We start from the raw sequence: 17,203 nt of genomic DNA, 5'->3' as shown, positions 1-17,203 counted from the left end.
GACGAAGACGAAAACGAAGGCGAAGGCGAAGACGACGCCGCAGGAGAAGACATGTTCGAACTCACCGCACAACAGAAGGCACTTCAGGGCAGGGCGCGCGAGCTCGCGCAGGGCGTGTTCGCCCCCACCGCCGCCGCCACCGACGAGACGGAGGCCTATCCGTGGGCGAATGTCGAGCGCCTGCGCGCCGAGGGCTTCATGGGGATGACGATCCCCAAGGCGCTCGGCGGGCAGGGCCGCAGCTATCACGACACCGTCATCGTGATCGAGGAGATGGCCAAGGCCTGCGCCACCATGGGGCGCATCACGGTCGAGGCCAACCTGGGCGCGATCGGCGCCATCATGCGCTACGGCACCGACGCGCAGCGCCGGCTCGCGGCCGAGGCCGTGCTCGGCGGCGACAAGCCGGCCATCTGCATCTCCGAGCCGAACGCCGGCAGCGCGGCCAGCGAGATGACGACGCGTGCGGACCGCCTGGGCGATCACTACATCCTCAACGGCGAGAAGTACTGGATCACCGGCGGCGGCGTGTCCCGGCTGCATCTCATCTTTGCCCGCGTCTTCGACGATGGCATGGAGCAGGGTATCGGCGCCTTCCTCTGCATGCGCGACGGCGACAGCCCGCAGGGCCTGGTGGTGGGCCGGCGGCTGTATGCGATGGGGGTGCGGGGCATTCCGGAAACCCATCTCGAGTTCCACGACCTCAAGCTCCACAAAGCCATGCTGGTGGTGCCGCCGGGCGGGCTGCAGCGCGGCTTCGCAGCCCTGATGAACGCCTACAACGCGCAGCGCGTCGGTGCCGGCACGGTGGCATTGGGCATCGCCCAAGGGGCCTATGAAGAGGCCGTGGCCTATGCGAAATCCCGCGAGCAGTTCGGGCGCCCGATCGCGGAGTTCCAGGGCCTCCAGTGGATGATCAGCGATATGTCGATCCAGCTCGAGGCCGCCCGCCTGCTGCTGCACGCGGCCGCATGCAGCGGCGCAGATTTCCCCGACATCGCCATGGCCGCCCGCGCCAAGATCTTCGCCGCCGAGACCGCCAACAAGGTCGCCAGCGATGCCCTGCAGGTCCACGGCTCCTCGGGCTACGGCCGCCACCTGCCGATGGAGCGGCACGTGCGCGACGCCAGGATGTTCACCATCGCCGGCGGGACCGCGCAGATCCTGCGGACGCAGGTGGCCGGGAGCATCCTGGGCATGAAGCTGCCGCAGACCAGGCAGGGGTACCTGGCGCGGTAAGCCGGACGTCGCGGCGCGCCGGAGCGCGCCGCGCAGGCCTCAGGCCGTCTTCTTCGCCGGCAGCGTCTTCGCCTGCTGCCACAGGGCCCACGCCGCGGGCGAGAGGCGCTTCTCGCTCAGGCACGCCAGGCCGATGCGGCGCGATGCGCGCGGCGCGAGGCTGCGATACACCACGCCCTCGAACCTGGCCGGCGCGGCCAGCGCGGCGATGATGGACACGCCTTGCCCGCGCGCCACGAATTCCAGGATCGACAGCAGCTGCGACAGCTCGTGCGTCACCGTGGGGCGTATCTCGGAGCGCGCGAACAGCCGCGAGACCAGCTCCTGGGAACCCGCGTGGGTCAGGACCAGGGGATAGGCGGCGAGATCCTTCAGCGAGACCGTCGCGCGCGCGGCCAGCGGGTGCTGCTCCGGCAGCACCGCGACGAATTCATCGACCGCGAGGGGATGGGTGTCGAACTGCGCCTTGGGCAGCGTCACCACGCCGATCTCGATGCGTTTCTCCACCAGGTCCTGCTCGATCTCCGCATCCGGCTTCTCGGTGACATAGACCTCGATACCCGGATAGCGCGCCTTGAACTTCTCCAGCAGCGGCGGCAGCAGGTTCAGCGAAGAGCTCGGACCGAAGGAGCCGATGCGCAGCTTCCCCGTCTTCAGCCCCGCGCTGGCGGCGGCGGTCGTCTGCACCAGGTGCAGGGCCATGAAGACATCGCGCACATGGGGCAGGATCAGCTGTCCTGCATGGGTCAGCGCCAGGTGGCTCCCATTGCGGTCGACCACCGCGGTCCCGAGCACCGTTTCGAGCGCGCGCAGCGCATGGCTGGTGGCGGAGGGCGTCATGCCCAGCCGCGCGCCGGCACTGGCGATTCCGTCGGAAGAGGCCAGCGAGAGAAAGAGCTCGAGCTGGCGCAGCGTCGGCGTGCTTTGGGCGATGTCTGGCATTGAGTTCATTCTCAATTGAGTGTGACGGACTTGAATTCTAGACTGTGTTCCATCCGATCGCCCAGATCGATTCCAGCCCGGTCCCGGACCGATTCCTGCTGCAGAACCATGGAGAGTTTGAAGATCATGTTTTCGACAATGATGGCGTCGCTGCGACCCTCGCCCATCCAGGAAATGGCGGAACTGAGCCGACGCGCCGTCGCCGCCGGCCAGGACGTGGTCGACATGACGCTCGGCGAGCCCGACTTCCCCACCCCGCCGCACGTGGGCGAGGCCGCCGTGCAGGCCATCGCGGATGGCCAGACCCGCTACACGCCGATCAACGGCACGGTGAGGCTGAGAGAGGCGATCGTGGAGAAGTTCCGGCGCGAGAATGGCATCCACACCACCCCCGGCGAGATCAGCGTCGGCTGCGGCGGCAAGCAGGTGATCTACCAGGCGATGCTCGCCACGCTGAATCCGGGCGACGAGGTCCTGATCCCGGCACCTTACTGGGCATCGTACGGCGACATCGTCACCATGCATGGCGGCGTGCTCAAGCCGATCCGGACCAGCCCCGCGCAGGGCTATGCGATGCAGCCGGAAGAGCTGGAGGCGGCCATCACCGCGCGCACGAAATGGCTGATCCTGAATTCGCCGAGCAATCCCAGCGGCACCGCCTACACGCGTGCGCAGATGGAGGCGTTCTGCGCCGTGCTGCGGCGCAGTCCCAACCAGTCCTTCTTTATCCTGGCCGACGACATCTACGAGCACATCCTGTTCGATGGCGCCGTGTTCTCGACCCTGGCGAACATCGCGCCGGATCTGAAGGACCGCATCCTGACCGTCAACGGTGTGTCCAAGGCCTATGCCATGACCGGGTGGCGCGTCGGCTTCGCATGCGGGCCCAAGCCGCTGATCGAGGCGATGACGAAGATCCAGATGCAGGTGAATTCGCACACGTCCTCGGTTTCGCAGGCCGCGGCCGTGGCCGCGCTGGAAGGCCCGCAGGACGAGGTGCGGCGGCGGTGTGCCGCCTTCCAGGCCAGGCGCGACCTGCTGCTCGAGCGCTTCGCGCACATCGAAGGGCTGCGCACGCCGCGGCCGGAAGGGGCCTTCTATCTCTTCCCCGATGTGCGGGCCTTCATCGGCAGGTCCAGGGCGGACGGCGGCCGCATCGCCAATGACGTGGATTTCGCCGCCTATCTGCTGCAGCACGGCGTCGCCGTCGTGCCGGGGTCGGGCTTCGGCATGCCAGGCTTCATGCGCCTCTCCTACGCCACCTCGGAAGACAAGCTGGAGAGCGCGGCAGCGCGGATCAAGGCAGCCACCGAGCGGCTGCAATAGGCCGGCGCGCCGACCGCTGGCCCCTGGTCGCGCTCGGCGCCGCGCCTTCACTCTTATCGACTGTATCAACCGGACTGCCTGTCCTACCTCGAGGATGCTTCACCATGACCACTGTGTCTGAATTGATTGGCCAACGTCTCCACGCCGCCGGTTGTCGCCGCGCATTCGGCATCCCTGGCGGTGAGGTGCTTGCCGTGATGCAGGGGCTCGACCAGGCCGGCGTCAGGTTCACCCTCGTCAAGCACGAGAACGCGGGCGGCTTCATGGCCGAAGGCGTTCATCACCGCGACGGCGCGCCGGGCGTGCTGGTCGCGACCCTGGGGCCCGGCGTGGCCAATGCCGTGAACGTGGTGGCGAACGCCTGGCAGGACCGCGTGCCCATGCTCTTCCTCACCGGCTGCGTCGACGAAAGCGAAGCGGCGACCTACACGCACCAGGTGTTCGACCACGCCCAGCTCATGCGCCCCATCACCAAGGCCTCGCTGCGCATGACGGCGGAGGCGGCCGAGGCCATCATCGACAAGGCCATCGCGATCGCCATGGACGACCCGCCGGGGCCGGTGCATATCGACGTGCCGATCTCGGTGGCCGTGCAGCCGGCGAAGCCCGCGGCCGGCAGCCGGCGCGCCGTTCCGGCGCCGAGCGTTCCCGCGGACTCGCCGGCCTTCGAGGAAGCCAGGCAATGGCTGGCCGCGGCGAAGCGCCCGGTGATGATCGCCGGCGTCGAGGCGCTGCATCACGGCGCGCAGGATGAAGTGCGCGCGCTGGTGGAGGAACTGGGCATCCCGCTGATCACCACCTACAAGGCCAAGGGCATCGTCGACGAGCGCCATGGCTTCGTCATCGGCGGCGCGGGTTTGTCGCCCATGGCCGACAAGGTGCTGCTGCCGCTGATCCAGGAAGCGGACCTGGTATTGCTGGCCGGCTACGACCCCATCGAGATGCGCGTGAACTGGCGCAATGTATGGGGTGCGGACCAGCGGGTGGTGGAGTTCTCGGCGACGCGCAACACGCACTATATGCACCAGGCTTCCCACACCTTCGTGGGCAGCATCAAGGAAGGCCTGCGCAAGCTGCGCAGCGGGATCCGGCGCGCCTCGACCTGGTCCGCGGCGGAGGTCGGCACCATCGTCGGCGCGCTCGCCGCGATCTGCCGGACTGATGAAACGTGGGGGCCGGGCGCGATCGTCGACGTGGCGCGGCGCGTCCTTCCCGACGATACCGTGGCCTCGGTCGACAGCGGCGCGCACCGGATCCTGCTCAGCCAGAGCTGGAAATGCTATGAGCCGCGCGGCCTGATGCAGTCGTCCGGCCTGTGCACCATGGGCTGTTCGCTGCCGCTGGGCATCGGCGCCAAGCTCGCCGATCCGGCGCGCGCGGTCGCGGTATTCACCGGCGATGCCTGCCTGGAAATGACACTGGGCGAGCTGGCCACCGCCCGCGACGCGCAGACGCCGGTCATCGTCTTTGTCTTCGCGGACGAGTCGCTCTCGCTGATCGAGATCAAGCAGCGCGCCAACGGGCAGGAGAACCTTGGCGTGGACTTCGCCGGCACCGACTTCGCCGCGGTCGGGCGCGCGCTGGGCGGCCTCGGCTTCGACGTCCGGTCCAGAGACGAACTCGAGCATGCGATCGGCCAGAGCCTGGAGGCGGATTGCTTCAGCGTGATCTGCTGCCACATCCCCCGCAAGGCGTACGACGGGCGCATCTGAGGACCGGCGCGCGGGGACGAAGGCGAGGCATGTCCCCGGCGCAAGCCCTGGCACCGGCAAGCTGACGAGGAGACAGAATGAGCAGGACGGAGGAGACAGTCCCGGAGCGCACGCGATACTGGCTGAAGACCCTGATCGGCTTCAAGACCGTATCGGGCAGCGACTCGAACCTGGCGCTGCTCGAATGCGTGGAGGCGGCGCTGGCCCGGTCGGGCTTCCGCACCTTCTACAGCAAGTCGCAGGATGGGGCGCGCGCCAATCTGTTCGCGTCGATCGGAGCCGGGGACGGCGGGCTGCTGCTGTCGGGCCACACGGATGTCGTGCCCGTGGCCGGACAGGCGTGGAGCCGGCCGGCATTCGAGCTCACCGAGGATGCGCAGCGCTTCTATGGGCGCGGAACATGCGATATGAAGGGCTTCATTGCCAGCCTGCTCGGCGCGGTCGAAGCGGTCGAAGCGGCCGACCTGAGCCGGCTGGGCCAGCCCCTGCATATCGCCCTGACCTATGACGAAGAGATCGGCTGCCTCGGCGTGCGCAGGCTGATCGAAGACCTGGCGGCGGCGCGCATACGGCCATCGGCCTGCATCGTGGGGGAGCCCACCGCCATGCAGGTGGTGCGCGCGCACAAGGGACGCCAGGCCTACCGCTGCCATGTGCAAGGCCAGGCGGCGCACTCGTCGCTGTCCGGCGCCGGCGTCAATGCGCTGCTTGCCGCCAGCCGGATCGTCGGCGCGGTGGGCGAGCGCGCGGACCTGCTGCGGCAGACCGAGCACGACGACGGCTTCTACGTGCCGTATTCGACCATGGCGCCCTGCCGCATGATGGCCGGCCACGCCAACAATGTCATCCCGGAGACGGCGGAGTTCGATTTCGATCTCCGCTTCCTGCCATCGACCGATCCGGAGGCGGTGATGGCGCCGATCCTCGACACGGCAGCGGCGATCGAGCGGGAGATGCGGTCCAGGGTGGCCGACGCCAGCGTGCGCATCGAGCGGCGGACCTCGGTTCCCGCGCTCGCGCCGGCAGACGGCGCGAACGGTGTCGCCGCCATGGCGCTGCAGGCGGGTGCGCGGCCCGGCCGGCACGTCGCCTTCACCACCGAGGGCGGGCTCTACCAGCAGGCCGGCATTCCCGCGATCCTCTGCGGCCCGGGGGATATCGCCCAGGCGCATACGGCCGACGAGTTCATCGACAAGTCGCAGATCGCCGCCGCGCACGTTTTCTTCGAGCGTTTGCTGGCGCTGCTCGGGCGCGGGTAGGGCTCGGGCAGGGCGCGGGCAGGGCGCGGGCAGGGCGGCAGGCAGCCCCAGCCTGCCGCCTCTCCCAGCATGCCGGGCGACGTCACGGCGTTCACCTGGGCATGGTTCGCCATGCGGGTGGTTCCCGGCGGATAGTGCGGGCGTTCGCGGTGGGCAATGTCCTCGGTGTCATCCTTCCGCCGTCGGTGCTGAGCCAGATCGACAGCCAGTCGGCAGCGCGATGCTGGCCGCCATCAACGCCGAGCAATCGCCGTGCAAACGCCGTGCCCGGCAGTTGCTCGATCCAGGTCGTGCAGTTCCCTTGGCGCCTGCGGGCGAGCCCCGGCGCGTTGTATGGTGCCGACACTAAGGCCGGCGGCAGCGCCGCGCCAGCCTGCCAGCGCGCGTGCGCGGCGCTGCCGCGTGACAGGCTGCAGGCAGTAGCGCCGGCATCACTGCCGCCCCCTTGAATGTGGTTCCCGCTGCCTGCGCGCCATGCGCAAGTGCCGTTCATGGCGCCTGTGCAGGGTGTACGCATGACAGTGGCAATGTGATGCCGCTGTCATGAATTGCAGCCATCCGCTTCCGATCCGCAATGAAAGCCGGGGAATGCCGGCCAATTCCCCGTTTTGGCGTGTGGGCCCGGCTTGTACAGTACGCCCGCATTCAACGGGTCGGATCAAGTGATGGAAGCAAATCGCATTTCCAATGTCTGTGGCGCCGATGCCCGCCGCGCGGCCGGGTGGCCGCGCCGCCCGCGGCTGCCGGGGCCCGTGTGGCTGGCGGGCGCTGCCGCGCTGCTGGCCATGGCAGGCTGCGCCCAGCTGCCCGGCGAGGCGCCGGAGGGCGCCAAGCGTGGCAGCGAGGTCTTCCGCTTTGCCCTGCCCCCTGACGCGCTGGGCGCGCATGACCCGCAGCTCACCGCCGTGCTGGGCAAGGCGGGCGCGCTGGCGGCCGCGCAGAAGCAGCCCGCGACCATCCTGGTGAGCGCGCTGGGCCAGGATTTCCCTTACCTGAACCAGGCCTTGTGGGCCGGCGTGCCGGCACGTGCGGCGACGCGCGTGCGCCTGGAAAACCTCACCGTCGGCGCGGGCCAGCCCTATAGCGTGGCGATCCGCGTCGCCGAGTGACCGGAGTCCCGCCGATGCCTCGCGTCTTCGTATCCCTGCGTTTCCCCATGCTTGCGCTTGCCGCCTGCCTGACGCTGTGGCGGCCTGCCGTGGCCGCGCCGGCCGATGGCGCGGCGCCGGACCGTGTCTATCCGCCGCTGCCGTCGATGTCCCTGCTGCCCGCCGGCACCGCAGCGGCGCCGGACGATGGCGCGGAGCCCGCGCCGTCTTCGGCGCACGCGCAAGGCCGCAAGCGGCGCGCTCCGGTGCTGCTGCCCGTGGCGCTGGTGCGCAAGCCGGCTGCCGTGCCGGCGCCACGCCTGGTGGTGTCGGAGGCATCGCATGCCTACCTGGCCGGCATCGAACAGCAGCTCGAGCAGGCGCTCAAGCGCTGAGCCGCGCTGAGCCGCGCCGAGCATCCGATGCGCCACACCATTCCCGCCACCCGCCGATCCTGGAGCCCGACCATCATGCCCTGCGCAGCGCCGTCCCGGCCCGAGTCCACGCACCGTCGATTACCGCGCCGCGCCGCCTGCGCGGCAGCCCTGGCCCTGTCCTTGTCCGCCTCGCTATGGAGCTTGTCCGCCCACGCCGGCGACTGCTTCGAGCAGGCCGGGGTCTACCAGGGCGTCAATCCCCTGGTCCTGCGCGCGATCGCCTGGCACGAATCGAAGGGCGATCCCGCGGTCGTGCACCGCAATACCAACGGCTCGGTCGACGTCGGCCAGGCGCAGATCAACTCGGTCCACTTCGGCACCCTGGCGCGCTACGGCGTGCCGCGGCAGGCCCTGACCGATGCCTGCGTCAACATCTACGTGGCCGCCTGGCTGCTCAAGCAGAAGATGGTCAAGTACGGCAACACCTGGCGCGCCATCGGCGCCTATCACTCCGAGTCGCCAGGCCAGCGCGACGACTACGCACGCCGCATCCAGCGCATCCTGGTGGCCTGGGGCGAGCTGCAGGCGGCGCGTTGATCCGGCGCTGACGCCGCGCTCAGGCGGCGCTCAGGCGGCCTCGTCGAGCGCCTCGGCCAGCGCCGCGCGCAGTTCGCGCAGCGGCGGCGCCAGCCGCCCCGGCGTTTCGCGATGCACCAGCCAGGCCCGCACGCGCGGCTGGAAGTCCCGCACCGTCACCACGCGCAGCGCCGGCAGCCAGGCGCTGTCCGCCAGCGCCGCCGCGGTGGTGAGCCCCAGGCCGAGCCCGCGCGCCACCAGCGACAGGCGCAGTTCGTTGGCATGGGCTTCGATGCCGACCCGCAGCGGCAGCCCGGCCGCTGCCAGCCGCTGGCGGATCGCGCTGCGGAAGCCGCAGCCGTCGGGGTTCAGCACCCAGGCCTGCTCGGCCAGGTCCGCCAGTGACGGGTCGGCCGGCAGCGGCAGTTCGCGCGCGGCCACCACCAGCACGGGCTGGCCGCCCAGGTCGCAGGCTTCCAGGCCGGCCGGCAGCGGTGCCCCTTCGGGCAGGCAGAAGGCGGCCGCGTCGATCTCGTGGCGCCGGCACTGCTCGGCCAGCGCCTCCGGCCAGCCCGACTGCACGCGCAGGGCAAGGCGTGGAAAGGTCCGGTGCAGGCGGTCGAGCGGTGCCGCCAGTGCGACTTCCGACAGGTAGGGCGTGATGCCGAGGCGGAACTCGTCGGCGGCATCCTGTTCGCCGGACACGCCGCCGCGCAGCGCCTCGACCGCGTGCAGCACGCGGCGCCCGTGCTCGTAGGCGGTGCGACCGGCCCCGGTGGGACGCAGCGGCTTGGCCTGGCGGTCGAGCAGGACCGCGCCCAGCCGCTCCTCCAGGCTTTGCACGCGCCGGGTGATGCCCGGCTGGGTCAGGTGCAGGCGGGCCGAGGCGCCCACGATGGAGCCGGTCTCCACCACGGCCACGAAGGCTTCGAGATCATGCAGGTTCATGCCACTCTCGCATATCGAACATGACGCGGATTCAATGGCCGGATTATAGGGAGCCGGCCTAAAATCGGCCGCAGCGGCGGGAGGCGCGCAAACCGGCGGATGGGCCGCCGGCCGGCACCGCCGGGAGACCGTGCATGACCCTGCTGTTGGATACCACGATTCCGCGCACGCTGGACGTGCTGCTGGCCCGCTTCGCGCAGCGTCCCGCCACGCGCGTCGAGGCCTGGCTGTTCGAGGACGAGGCGGCCCGCCGCGAGGCCGAGGCAGTCCTGGCGGGCAGCGGTACCGAGGCGCGCTTGTACAGCGCCTACAAGCCGCTGCTGCACCATTTCCTCGAGACGGTGGCGCCGGCGCGGCCGCGCCGCGTGACGGTGCGCACGCCGGCGGGCGACTTCGCCCGCTTCCGCCTCGAAGCGTATCCGCTTGCCGCGCTGTTGCCGGACACCGCGCTGAGTTTCGTGCCGGGCGAGCTGCCGCTGGCGTACGAAGTGGACCTCGACGGGCAGGTGCAGCGCGTCTTCGTGCCGCACCGTGCCGGTGCGCAAGGCGGCTCGTGCGGCTGGCTGCGCGTCTGGGAGGGCGAGGCGCTGGTCGAGGACGGGCCGCTCGAGACCGAGTTCGAGCAGGCCTACCAGGCCGTGATGGCGGCGGTCGGCGCGCATGCCTGGCCCGCGGCGGCGCCGTACTTCGGCACCTTGCAGATCGAGGTGGAAACCGGCGGCATCGAGCGGCGCCTGCCCTGGCAGGACGAGTGCCTGAGCACGCGCGAGGCCCTGCACGAGGAGTTCTATTTCGCCATCCTGGCCGGGTTCCAGCAGCGCGCCGGCAAGCCCGACGGCGACCGCACCCTGCAACCCGGCCAGATCGTGCCGCTGCTGCGCGCCGGCAGCGGCGACACCCACGTGCGCGTGTCCGTGCTGCCGCTGGCGCCCGCCGCGCCGGAGCCCGCGCCGGCATCCGTGCCGGTACCCGCCGAGGCCGCGCCGGGCGGGCTGGCGGCGGCGATCGCGCCGCTCACGCCGGCACAGGCCGACGCCGCCATGGCGGCGCTCGGCGGCGAGCCCTTCCTGCACGCGTCGACGCAGGGCAGGCCGGTGCGCGGAGCCTACTTCGCGGGCGCCGGGCCGGCGCTGGTGGTGACCGGCGGCCAGCATGCCAACGAGACCTCGGGCGTGGTGGGCGCACTGCGTGCTGCGCAGGCGCTCAAGCAGCGCGGTGCCCACTTCGCCGTGGTCGCCAGCGAGAATCCCGATGGCGCGGCGCTGCACCAGCGCCTGCGCCAGGACCATGCGCGCCACATGCTGCATGCCGCGCGCTACACCGCGCTGGGCGACGACCTCGAGGCACGCCAGGCGCCGCCGTACGGCGAGAAGGGCGCCCGCCTCGAAGCCATCGCGCGGACTTCGGCGCGCCTGCACCTGAGCCTGCACGGCTACCCGGCGCACGAGTGGACGCGGCCGCTGAACGGCTACGTGCCGCATGGTTTCAGCCAGTGGACCATCCCCAAGGGCTTTTTCCTGATCCTGCGCTACCACGCCGGCCTCGATGGCACGGCCTTCCTGGACACGCTCACCGCCCGGCTGGCGGCCGATCCGGAGCTGGCCGCGTTCAACGCCGCGCAGCTCGCCGTGTGGGACGCGCATGCGGGCGAACTGCCGTTCGCGGCGCGCCACGGCATCCCCTGCATGCTGATGGAGGACCACCGTTCCACCGTGCCGTTCACGCTGGTGACCGAGTTCCCGGACCAGACCGTCTACGGCGCTGCCTTCCGCCTGGCACACACCACCCATATGCGCACGGTGCTGCATGCGGCGGAACTGCTGCAAGAGGGCTGGCTCAGCTGAGCGGGGCGGGAGGCGCCCCCACGGCGTTCGCGCCGTCATCGGCTCGTGCTAAGGTTGCATATCGCGTTTTCCGGATATGTCGCAATGCATGCTGGCCTGGTCGAATCCAACTATGGCTCGGACCCGGTAGGTCTGGTCAGTGGTTTCCGCTTCCGCGCCGGCCAGCCCGGCGCGGAGATCGACTCCGCGGCCGCCGTGGCCTGGCTCAAGGAAGCCGGCGCGGTGCCGCAGGCTGCGGAGCAGGGCGCAGCGACAGGCGACGAGGCAGCGCAGGACTTCGTCTGGCTGCATTTCAACCTGTCGCACAGCGCCTGCGAGCGCTGGCTGCGCACCACCCTGGGCCTGCCGGAGGCCTTCTTCGAAGCGCTGCGCCAGGGTTCCAGCTCGACCCGTATCGAACGGCTCGAATCCACGCTGCTGGCCGTGGTCAACGACGTCATCTACAACTTCGGCGTGGTCTCGACCGATATCTCCACCCTGTGGGCCTGCGCCGACCGCCGGCTGCTGGTGACCGCGCGCGCCAGGCCGCTGCGCTCGGTCGACCGGCTGCGCGCCTCGGTGCGTGCCGGCGAGCGTTTCCGCTCGCCACTGGATGCGCTGGTGCACCTGTTCCGCGACCAGGCCGACGTGCTGGTGCAGATCGTGCGCGAGACCAGCGCCAACGTCGACAAGATCGAAGACCAGTTGCTGTCGCAGCGGCTGCAGGGCAACCGGTCCGCGCTGGGCGCCATGCGGCGCGGCCTGGTGCGGCTGCAGCGCCTGCTGGCGCCCGAGCCCGGCGCGCTGTTCCGCCTGCTGAACCGGCCGCCCGAGTGGGCGCGCGAGGACGACCTGCTGGAGTTGCGCGCCTCCACCGAAGAATTCTCGCTGGTGCTCAACGACCTCGCCGCGCTGGTCGAGCGCATCAAGCTGCTGCAGGAAGAGATCGCCGCCGCGCTCAACGAGCAGACCAACCGCACGCTGTTCACCCTGACCCTGGTCACCGTGCTGGCGCTGCCCATCAATATCGTGGCCGGCTTCTTCGGCATGAACGTGGGCGGCATCCCGCTGGGCGACCACCCGCACGGTTTCTGGATCCTGGTGGTGCTGGTGGCCACCTTCACGGTATTGGCGGGCCGCTGGGCCTTCCGCCGCAGCGCGGGTTGAGCCGATGGAGCCGCGCCTGCGTCACGCCCCTGCCATCTGCGTCGCTTAGCATCGGCGGAGGCCCGACGGCATCTCTGGGAGAACAATATGGAACAAAACGAAGACGCACTGATCCGGCGCATCTATCGGGAGTTGGCCGACCACTACGACGAGGAAATCGAGCTGGAGCTCGAAGACCGGCTGCCGGAGTCGCTCAGCGATGCCGGCGCCGGACCGGACGAAGCCGAGCGCGAGGCCCGGCACCAGTATTTCCACGAGCTGTTCCGCCTGCAGGGTGAGCTGGTCAAGCTGCAGAACTGGGTGGTGTCCAGCGGCCACAAGGTGGTGATCCTGTTCGAAGGGCGCGACGCCGCCGGCAAGGGCGGCGTGATCAAGCGCATCACGCAGCGCCTCAATCCGCGCGTATGCCGCGTGGCGGCGCTGCCGGCGCCCAACGACCGCGAGCGCACCCAGTGGTACTTCCAGCGCTACGTCTCGCACCTGCCGGCCGCCGGCGAAATGGTGCTGTTCGACCGCAGCTGGTACAACCGCGCCGGCGTCGAGCGCGTGATGGGCTTCTGCACCGACGAGCAGTACGAAGAGTTCTTCCGCTCCGTGCCCGAATTCGAGCGCATGCTGGTGCGCTCCGGCATCCAGGTCATCAAGTACTGGTTCTCGATCTCGGACGACGAGCAGCACCTGCGCTTCCTCAGCCGCATCCATGACCCGCTCAAGCAGTGGAAGCTGAGCCCGATGGACCTGGAATCGCGCCGGCGCTGGGAAGACTACACGCGCGCCAAGGAAGTGATGCTGGAACGCACGCACATCGCCGAAGCGCCATGGTGGGTGGTGCAGGCCGTCGACAAGCGGCGCGCGCGCCTGAACTGCATCCATCACCTGCTGGGCCAGATGCCCTACGTCGACGTCGAGCACGCGGAAGTGGTGCTGCCCGCGCGCGAGCGGCGCAAGGACTACGTGCGCCTGCCGGTGCCGGCCACGATGATCGTGCCGGAAGTGTATTGAACGAGAAGGCCGGCGCGATCGGGTTCGCGCCGCGCCGGGTTGCTCCCCTCTCCCGCTTGCGGGAGAGGGGCTGGGGGAGAGGGCAGGCGCCGGCTGGCCGCGGTGGTTGGGATCACACCGTCGGCTTCATTCTTGAACGGCTTCGATTCTGCGTGGCGCCTTGCTAAACCACCCCTCTCCCCAAACCTCTCCCCGTGCGGGGAGAGGGAGCCGAGACACTATGCTTGGCCGATGGCGTTGGCGATACCCGTTGGCTCTCTCGATCGGCTCAGGCGCATCCCGCCGCTATCCCCCGCTCCCCTCATATCCCGCGAATGCCTGCTCCAGCGTCAGCACCGTGCCTGTCAGCGTCGCGTCGTAGCCGGGCAGGGCGTCCACGCGTTCGCGGAAGCTGTCGCTGCGCAGCGCCGAGACGGCGCGCGCCAGGGCCGGCGTCTGCAGCATCTTTTGTTCGATGGCGAAGAAGTAGCGCTCCTTGAGCACCGGCACGAAGCCGAGGCCGAAGCGGCGCGCGGCGGTTTCCACGCCGAAGCCCACGTCCGCCATGCCGCTGCCGATATAGGCGGCCACCGCCGCATGGGTGAACTCACCGTTGCGGTAGCCGTCGATGCGCGCGGGCGCGATGCCGCGCGCCTGCAGCAGCAGGTCGAGCAGCAGGCGCGTGCCGGAGCCCTCCTGCCGGTTGACGAAGCGCACGCCGGGGCGGCACAGGTCCTCCAGCCCCACGATCCGCCGCGGATTGCCGGCTTCGACGAACAATCCCTGGGTGCGCACGGCCAGGTGCACCAGGCAGTGCGTGTCCGCCCGCAGCCAGGCGCGGAAGCGGGCCAGCACGGGCGCCTCGAACTCACCGACCGGCACGTGGAAGCCGGCGATGTCGCAGCCGCCTGAGGCCAGCGCCGCCACCGCTTCCAGGCTGCCGCAGTACTTCAGGTCATGGCGCACATGATGCTCGTCGAGGAATTCGCGCAGCGCCGCCACGGCGAAACCGTGGCTGGCGTGCAGGCGTACCGCGGGATCGGCGGCGCGCACCAGCTTGTCGAGTTCGATCTCCAGTTCCGAGGCCAGGCTCTCCAGCGTCGGCGACAGGCGCGCGCCGATGCGCTTGCTGGCCCACACCAGCTGCTGCGCCAGCGGCGTCAGCACGCTGCCGCGCCCGCGCGTCTTCTCGATCAGCGCCCCGCCGAACAGCGCCTCCGCGTCGCGCAGGATGCCCCAGGCATAGCGGTAGGACAGCTCCACCGACTCGGCCGAGCTGCGGATGCTGCCGCTCGCCTCGATGGCGTCCAGCAAGGCGACCAGCCGGGAGATATCCAGCGGCGCGCGTGTGTCGCCGTGTTCCTCGCGGAGCTGCAGCTGGGGGTGGATGGCGATGCGAAGCATGTCGTTTATGAAATAAAAAGCCTATTGATAGAGCACAGTTGGCTGCCTATAGTCGCAAAATCAGCCGTTGCTCGTTCGGTTCGAACGAGCAATATGAAAAAAATAGCATATAAGGCCGCCGCAACCCAGCCCGTTCCCGGTCCGCTCCCAGCCCGCCAGCGACTGGCCGCGGATGCGCTCCGGGCGCGGCCTTGCCCATGCCCACGGATGCCCATGCCTGACATCGCCCAGCCGGCCGCGCCGGCTTCGCTCGCCGCCGTGCCGCAGCCCGATGGCGAGCGCGCCGCGCAGATCGCGCGCCTCATCGACGCGCACCGGCAGCGGCCGGGTGCGCTGCTGCCGATGCTGCACGCCCTGCAGGATGCCTTCTCCCACGTGCCGGACGAGGCGGTGCCGCTGCTGGCGCGCGCGCTCAACCTGTCGCGTGCCGAGGTGCACGGCGTGATCACCTTCTACCACCATTTCCGCCAGCAACCGCCGGCCGGGCAGGTGGTGCAACTGTGCCGCGCCGAGGCCTGCCAGGCGGTCGGCGCCGAGGCGCTCGCCACGCACGCCCAGCGCGTGCTGGGCTGCGCCTTCCACCAGCCCAGCGCCGATGGCGCCTTCACGCTGGAGCCGGTCTACTGCCTGGGCCTGTGTGCCAGCGGCCCGGCCATGATGCTCGGCGAGCAACTGCACGGCCGCGTCGACGCGGCACGGTTCGATGCGCTGCTGGACGCCGCGCGCACGGCGCAGGCCGGGGAGGGCGGGGCATGAGCGCAGACCGATTCCTCGAGGCAGGCCGCCTGCCGGTCACCGTCTACGTGCCGCGCGACTCCGCCGCGCTCGCCGTGGGCGCCGATGCCGTGGCCGCCGCCATCGCCCGCGAGGCTGCCGCACGCGGTGAAGCCGTGCGTATCGTGCGCAATGGCTCGCGCGGCATGTTCTGGCTGGAGCCGCTGGTCGAGGTGGCCACCGCGCAGGGCCGGGTGGCCTACGGCCCGGTCGCTCCGGCCGACGTATCCGCGCTGTTCGAGGCAGGCCTCCTGCAGGGTGGGGCCCATCCCCTCGGGCTCGGGCCGACCGGCGAGATTCCTTTCCTCAAGCAGCAGGAACGGCTGACCTTCGCGCGCGTGGGCATCACCGATCCGCTTTCGCTCGACGACTATCGCGCCCACGAGGGCTATGCCGGCCTGGAGCGCGCGCTGGCCATGGCGCCGCGTGAGATCGTGCAGGCCGTGACCGACTCCGGCCTGCGCGGCCGTGGTGGCGCGGCCTTTCCCACCGGCATCAAATGGAACACCGTGCTGGGCGCGCAGGCGCCGCTCAAGTACGTGGTCTGCAACGCCGACGAAGGCGATTCGGGCACCTTCTCCGACCGCATGGTGATGGAAGGCGATCCCTTCCTGCTGATCGAGGGCATGACCATCGCCGGCCTCGCGGTGGGCGCGGAGCAGGGCTACGTCTACGTGCGCTCCGAGTACCCGCACGCCATCGCCATGCTGGAGGCGGCCATCGCCATCGCCACCGCGTCGGGTTGGCTGGGCGACGATCTCCGCGGTTCCGGCCGGCGTTTCCACCTGGAGGTGCGCAAGGGCGCCGGCGCCTACGTCTGCGGCGAGGAGACCGCGCTGCTGGAGAGCCTGGAGGGCAAGCGCGGCGTAGTGCGCGCCAAGCCGCCGCTGCCGGCGCTGCAGGGCCTGTTCGGCCAGCCCACGCTGATCAACAACGTGATCTCGCTGGCCACGGTGCCGGTGATCCTGGCGCGCGGCGCCGCCTACTACCGCGACTTCGGCATGGGCCGCTCGCGCGGCACGCTGCCGTTCCAGCTGGCCGGCAACGTGCGCCAGGGCGGCCTGGTCGAGAAGGCCTTCGGCCTGACGCTGCGCCAGCTGCTGGAGGACTTCGGCGGCGGCACGCGCAGCGGCCGTCCGATCCGCGCAGTGCAGGTGGGCGGGCCGCTGGGCGCCTACCTGCCCGAGGCCCGCTTCGACGAGCCGCTCGACTACGAAGCCTATGCTGCCTTCGGCGGCGTGCTGGGCCACGGCGGCGTGGTGGTGTTCGACGACACCGTCGACATGGCACGCCAGGCGCGCTACGCCATGGAGTTCTGCGCCATCGAATCCTGCGGCAAGTGCACGCCATGCCGGATCGGCTCCACGCGCGGTGTCGAGGTGATCGACAAGCTGGTCGCCGGCCGGCGCGAGCAGGCCGTGCTGCTGCGCGACCTGTGCGACACCATGCTGAACGGCTCGCTGTGCGCGATGGGCGGCATGACCCCCTATCCGGTGCTGTCGGCGCTGGATGCCTTCCCCGAGGACTTCGGCCTCGACGCCGGGGCGCAGCGCGCGGCCTGAGGCCGGGCAGTGCCACAGAGAACGG

The 17,203-nt window shown here is 70.3% G+C and carries 15 protein-coding genes; 12 read left to right on the top strand and 3 right to left on the bottom strand.

The features are described 5' to 3' along the window. Positions 1 to 51: 51 nt before the first annotated feature. Positions 52 to 1,239, top strand: a complete 1,188-nt coding sequence (gene acdA, locus BKK79_RS07250; protein ID WP_071037449.1) for a 3-sulfinopropanoyl-CoA desulfinase — start codon at positions 52 to 54, stop codon at positions 1,237 to 1,239. 39 nt (positions 1,240 to 1,278) lie between these two features. Here acdA and BKK79_RS07245 read toward each other — a convergent pair whose 3' ends face one another. Next, complete coding sequence (locus BKK79_RS07245; protein WP_071037448.1) at positions 1,279 to 2,181, bottom strand: LysR family transcriptional regulator; 903 nt, start codon at positions 2,179 to 2,181, stop codon at positions 1,279 to 1,281. Positions 2,182 to 2,307: 126 nt separating this feature from the next. Between BKK79_RS07245 and BKK79_RS07240 the strand changes: the two genes are divergently transcribed. The 6 genes from BKK79_RS07240 to BKK79_RS07215 all read left to right on the top strand — a co-directional run bounded on the left by BKK79_RS07240 (position 2,308) and on the right by BKK79_RS07215 (position 8,540). Beyond that, positions 2,308 to 3,507, top strand: a complete 1,200-nt coding sequence (locus BKK79_RS07240) for a pyridoxal phosphate-dependent aminotransferase (RefSeq protein WP_071038454.1) — start codon at positions 2,308 to 2,310, stop codon at positions 3,505 to 3,507. Positions 3,508 to 3,611: 104 nt separating this feature from the next. Next, on the top strand, positions 3,612 to 5,219 hold the full coding sequence (locus BKK79_RS07235; RefSeq protein WP_071037447.1) for a thiamine pyrophosphate-binding protein: 1,608 nt from the start codon (positions 3,612 to 3,614) through the stop codon (positions 5,217 to 5,219). Between the two features lie 77 nt (positions 5,220 to 5,296). Continuing rightward, positions 5,297 to 6,478 (top strand): acetylornithine deacetylase, encoded by a 1,182-nt coding sequence (gene argE, locus BKK79_RS07230; protein ID WP_071037446.1) that lies wholly within the window; start codon positions 5,297 to 5,299, stop codon positions 6,476 to 6,478. Between the two features lie 785 nt (positions 6,479 to 7,263). Then, entirely contained in the window at positions 7,264 to 7,587 is a 324-nt protein-coding gene (locus BKK79_RS07225) for a hypothetical protein (RefSeq protein ID WP_071038453.1), read from the top strand. 14 nt (positions 7,588 to 7,601) lie between these two features. After that, a complete protein-coding gene (locus BKK79_RS07220; RefSeq protein WP_071011296.1) occupies positions 7,602 to 7,961 on the top strand; it encodes a hypothetical protein in 360 nt (119 codons plus the stop codon). A gap of 75 nt (positions 7,962 to 8,036) precedes the next feature. Then, entirely contained in the window at positions 8,037 to 8,540 is a 504-nt protein-coding gene (locus tag BKK79_RS07215; RefSeq protein WP_084084581.1) for a lytic transglycosylase domain-containing protein, read from the top strand. 30 nt (positions 8,541 to 8,570) lie between these two features. On the opposite strand, the gene BKK79_RS07210 is transcribed toward BKK79_RS07215, so the two are convergent. Then, on the bottom strand, positions 8,571 to 9,467 hold the full coding sequence (locus BKK79_RS07210; RefSeq protein WP_071037445.1) for a LysR family transcriptional regulator: 897 nt from the start codon (positions 9,465 to 9,467) through the stop codon (positions 8,571 to 8,573). A gap of 134 nt (positions 9,468 to 9,601) precedes the next feature. Here BKK79_RS07210 and BKK79_RS07205 point away from each other — a divergent pair, with 134 nt between their 5' ends. The 3 genes from BKK79_RS07205 to ppk2 all read left to right on the top strand — a co-directional run bounded on the left by BKK79_RS07205 (position 9,602) and on the right by ppk2 (position 13,459). Next, positions 9,602 to 11,311 (top strand): hypothetical protein, encoded by a 1,710-nt coding sequence (locus tag BKK79_RS07205; RefSeq protein WP_071037444.1) that lies wholly within the window; start codon positions 9,602 to 9,604, stop codon positions 11,309 to 11,311. 84 nt (positions 11,312 to 11,395) lie between these two features. Continuing rightward, a complete protein-coding gene (locus tag BKK79_RS07200; protein ID WP_071011301.1) occupies positions 11,396 to 12,457 on the top strand; it encodes a transporter in 1,062 nt (353 codons plus the stop codon). An 87-nt stretch (positions 12,458 to 12,544) separates the two neighbouring features. Continuing rightward, on the top strand, positions 12,545 to 13,459 hold the full coding sequence (ppk2, locus tag BKK79_RS07195) for a polyphosphate kinase 2 (protein ID WP_071011303.1): 915 nt from the start codon (positions 12,545 to 12,547) through the stop codon (positions 13,457 to 13,459). A gap of 285 nt (positions 13,460 to 13,744) precedes the next feature. On the opposite strand, the gene BKK79_RS07190 is transcribed toward ppk2, so the two are convergent. After that, positions 13,745 to 14,842 carry a substrate-binding domain-containing protein gene (locus tag BKK79_RS07190; protein WP_071011304.1) on the bottom strand — a complete coding sequence of 366 codons (1,098 nt, stop codon included), beginning with the start codon at positions 14,840 to 14,842 and terminating at the stop codon, positions 13,745 to 13,747. A 213-nt stretch (positions 14,843 to 15,055) separates the two neighbouring features. Between BKK79_RS07190 and BKK79_RS07185 the strand changes: the two genes are divergently transcribed. Together BKK79_RS07185 and BKK79_RS07180 are read left to right on the top strand one after the other, a co-directional pair. After that, positions 15,056 to 15,598, top strand: a complete 543-nt coding sequence (locus BKK79_RS07185; protein ID WP_071016108.1) for a formate dehydrogenase subunit gamma — start codon at positions 15,056 to 15,058, stop codon at positions 15,596 to 15,598. Continuing rightward, the gene (locus BKK79_RS07180; protein WP_071011306.1) at positions 15,595 to 17,178 is read left to right on the top strand and encodes a formate dehydrogenase beta subunit; all 1,584 of its coding nucleotides are present in this window, start codon (positions 15,595 to 15,597) and stop codon (positions 17,176 to 17,178) included. The genes BKK79_RS07185 and BKK79_RS07180 overlap by 4 nt, the downstream gene beginning before the upstream one ends. The last annotated feature ends 25 nt before the right edge of the window (positions 17,179 to 17,203 follow it).

Origin of the sequence: Cupriavidus sp. USMAA2-4, assembly GCF_001854305.1 — a bacterium.
Classification (GTDB): domain Bacteria; phylum Pseudomonadota; class Gammaproteobacteria; order Burkholderiales; family Burkholderiaceae; genus Cupriavidus; species Cupriavidus malaysiensis.
Note: the sequence above shows the minus strand (reverse complement) of the source record. Positions and strands in the feature narration are given on the sequence as shown.

What these genes read in the sequence shown, in the direction of transcription:
- acdA (WP_071037449.1), top strand. Translation starts at nt 52, where the DNA reads ATGTTCGAACTCACCGCACAACAGAAGGCACTTCAGGGCAGGGCGCGC.
- BKK79_RS07245 (WP_071037448.1), bottom strand. Translation starts at nt 2,181, where the DNA reads ATGCCAGACATCGCCCAAAGCACGCCGACGCTGCGCCAGCTCGAGCTC.
- BKK79_RS07240 (WP_071038454.1), top strand. Translation starts at nt 2,308, where the DNA reads ATGTTTTCGACAATGATGGCGTCGCTGCGACCCTCGCCCATCCAGGAA.
- BKK79_RS07235 (WP_071037447.1), top strand. Translation starts at nt 3,612, where the DNA reads ATGACCACTGTGTCTGAATTGATTGGCCAACGTCTCCACGCCGCCGGT.
- argE (WP_071037446.1), top strand. Translation starts at nt 5,297, where the DNA reads ATGAGCAGGACGGAGGAGACAGTCCCGGAGCGCACGCGATACTGGCTG.
- BKK79_RS07225 (WP_071038453.1), top strand. Translation starts at nt 7,264, where the DNA reads ATGGCAGGCTGCGCCCAGCTGCCCGGCGAGGCGCCGGAGGGCGCCAAG.
- BKK79_RS07220 (WP_071011296.1), top strand. Translation starts at nt 7,602, where the DNA reads ATGCCTCGCGTCTTCGTATCCCTGCGTTTCCCCATGCTTGCGCTTGCC.
- BKK79_RS07215 (WP_084084581.1), top strand. Translation starts at nt 8,037, where the DNA reads ATGCCCTGCGCAGCGCCGTCCCGGCCCGAGTCCACGCACCGTCGATTA.
- BKK79_RS07210 (WP_071037445.1), bottom strand. Translation starts at nt 9,467, where the DNA reads ATGAACCTGCATGATCTCGAAGCCTTCGTGGCCGTGGTGGAGACCGGC.
- BKK79_RS07205 (WP_071037444.1), top strand. Translation starts at nt 9,602, where the DNA reads ATGACCCTGCTGTTGGATACCACGATTCCGCGCACGCTGGACGTGCTG.
- BKK79_RS07200 (WP_071011301.1), top strand. Translation starts at nt 11,396, where the DNA reads ATGCATGCTGGCCTGGTCGAATCCAACTATGGCTCGGACCCGGTAGGT.
- ppk2 (WP_071011303.1), top strand. Translation starts at nt 12,545, where the DNA reads ATGGAACAAAACGAAGACGCACTGATCCGGCGCATCTATCGGGAGTTG.
- BKK79_RS07190 (WP_071011304.1), bottom strand. Translation starts at nt 14,842, where the DNA reads ATGCTTCGCATCGCCATCCACCCCCAGCTGCAGCTCCGCGAGGAACAC.
- BKK79_RS07185 (WP_071016108.1), top strand. Translation starts at nt 15,056, where the DNA reads ATGCCTGACATCGCCCAGCCGGCCGCGCCGGCTTCGCTCGCCGCCGTG.
- BKK79_RS07180 (WP_071011306.1), top strand. Translation starts at nt 15,595, where the DNA reads ATGAGCGCAGACCGATTCCTCGAGGCAGGCCGCCTGCCGGTCACCGTC.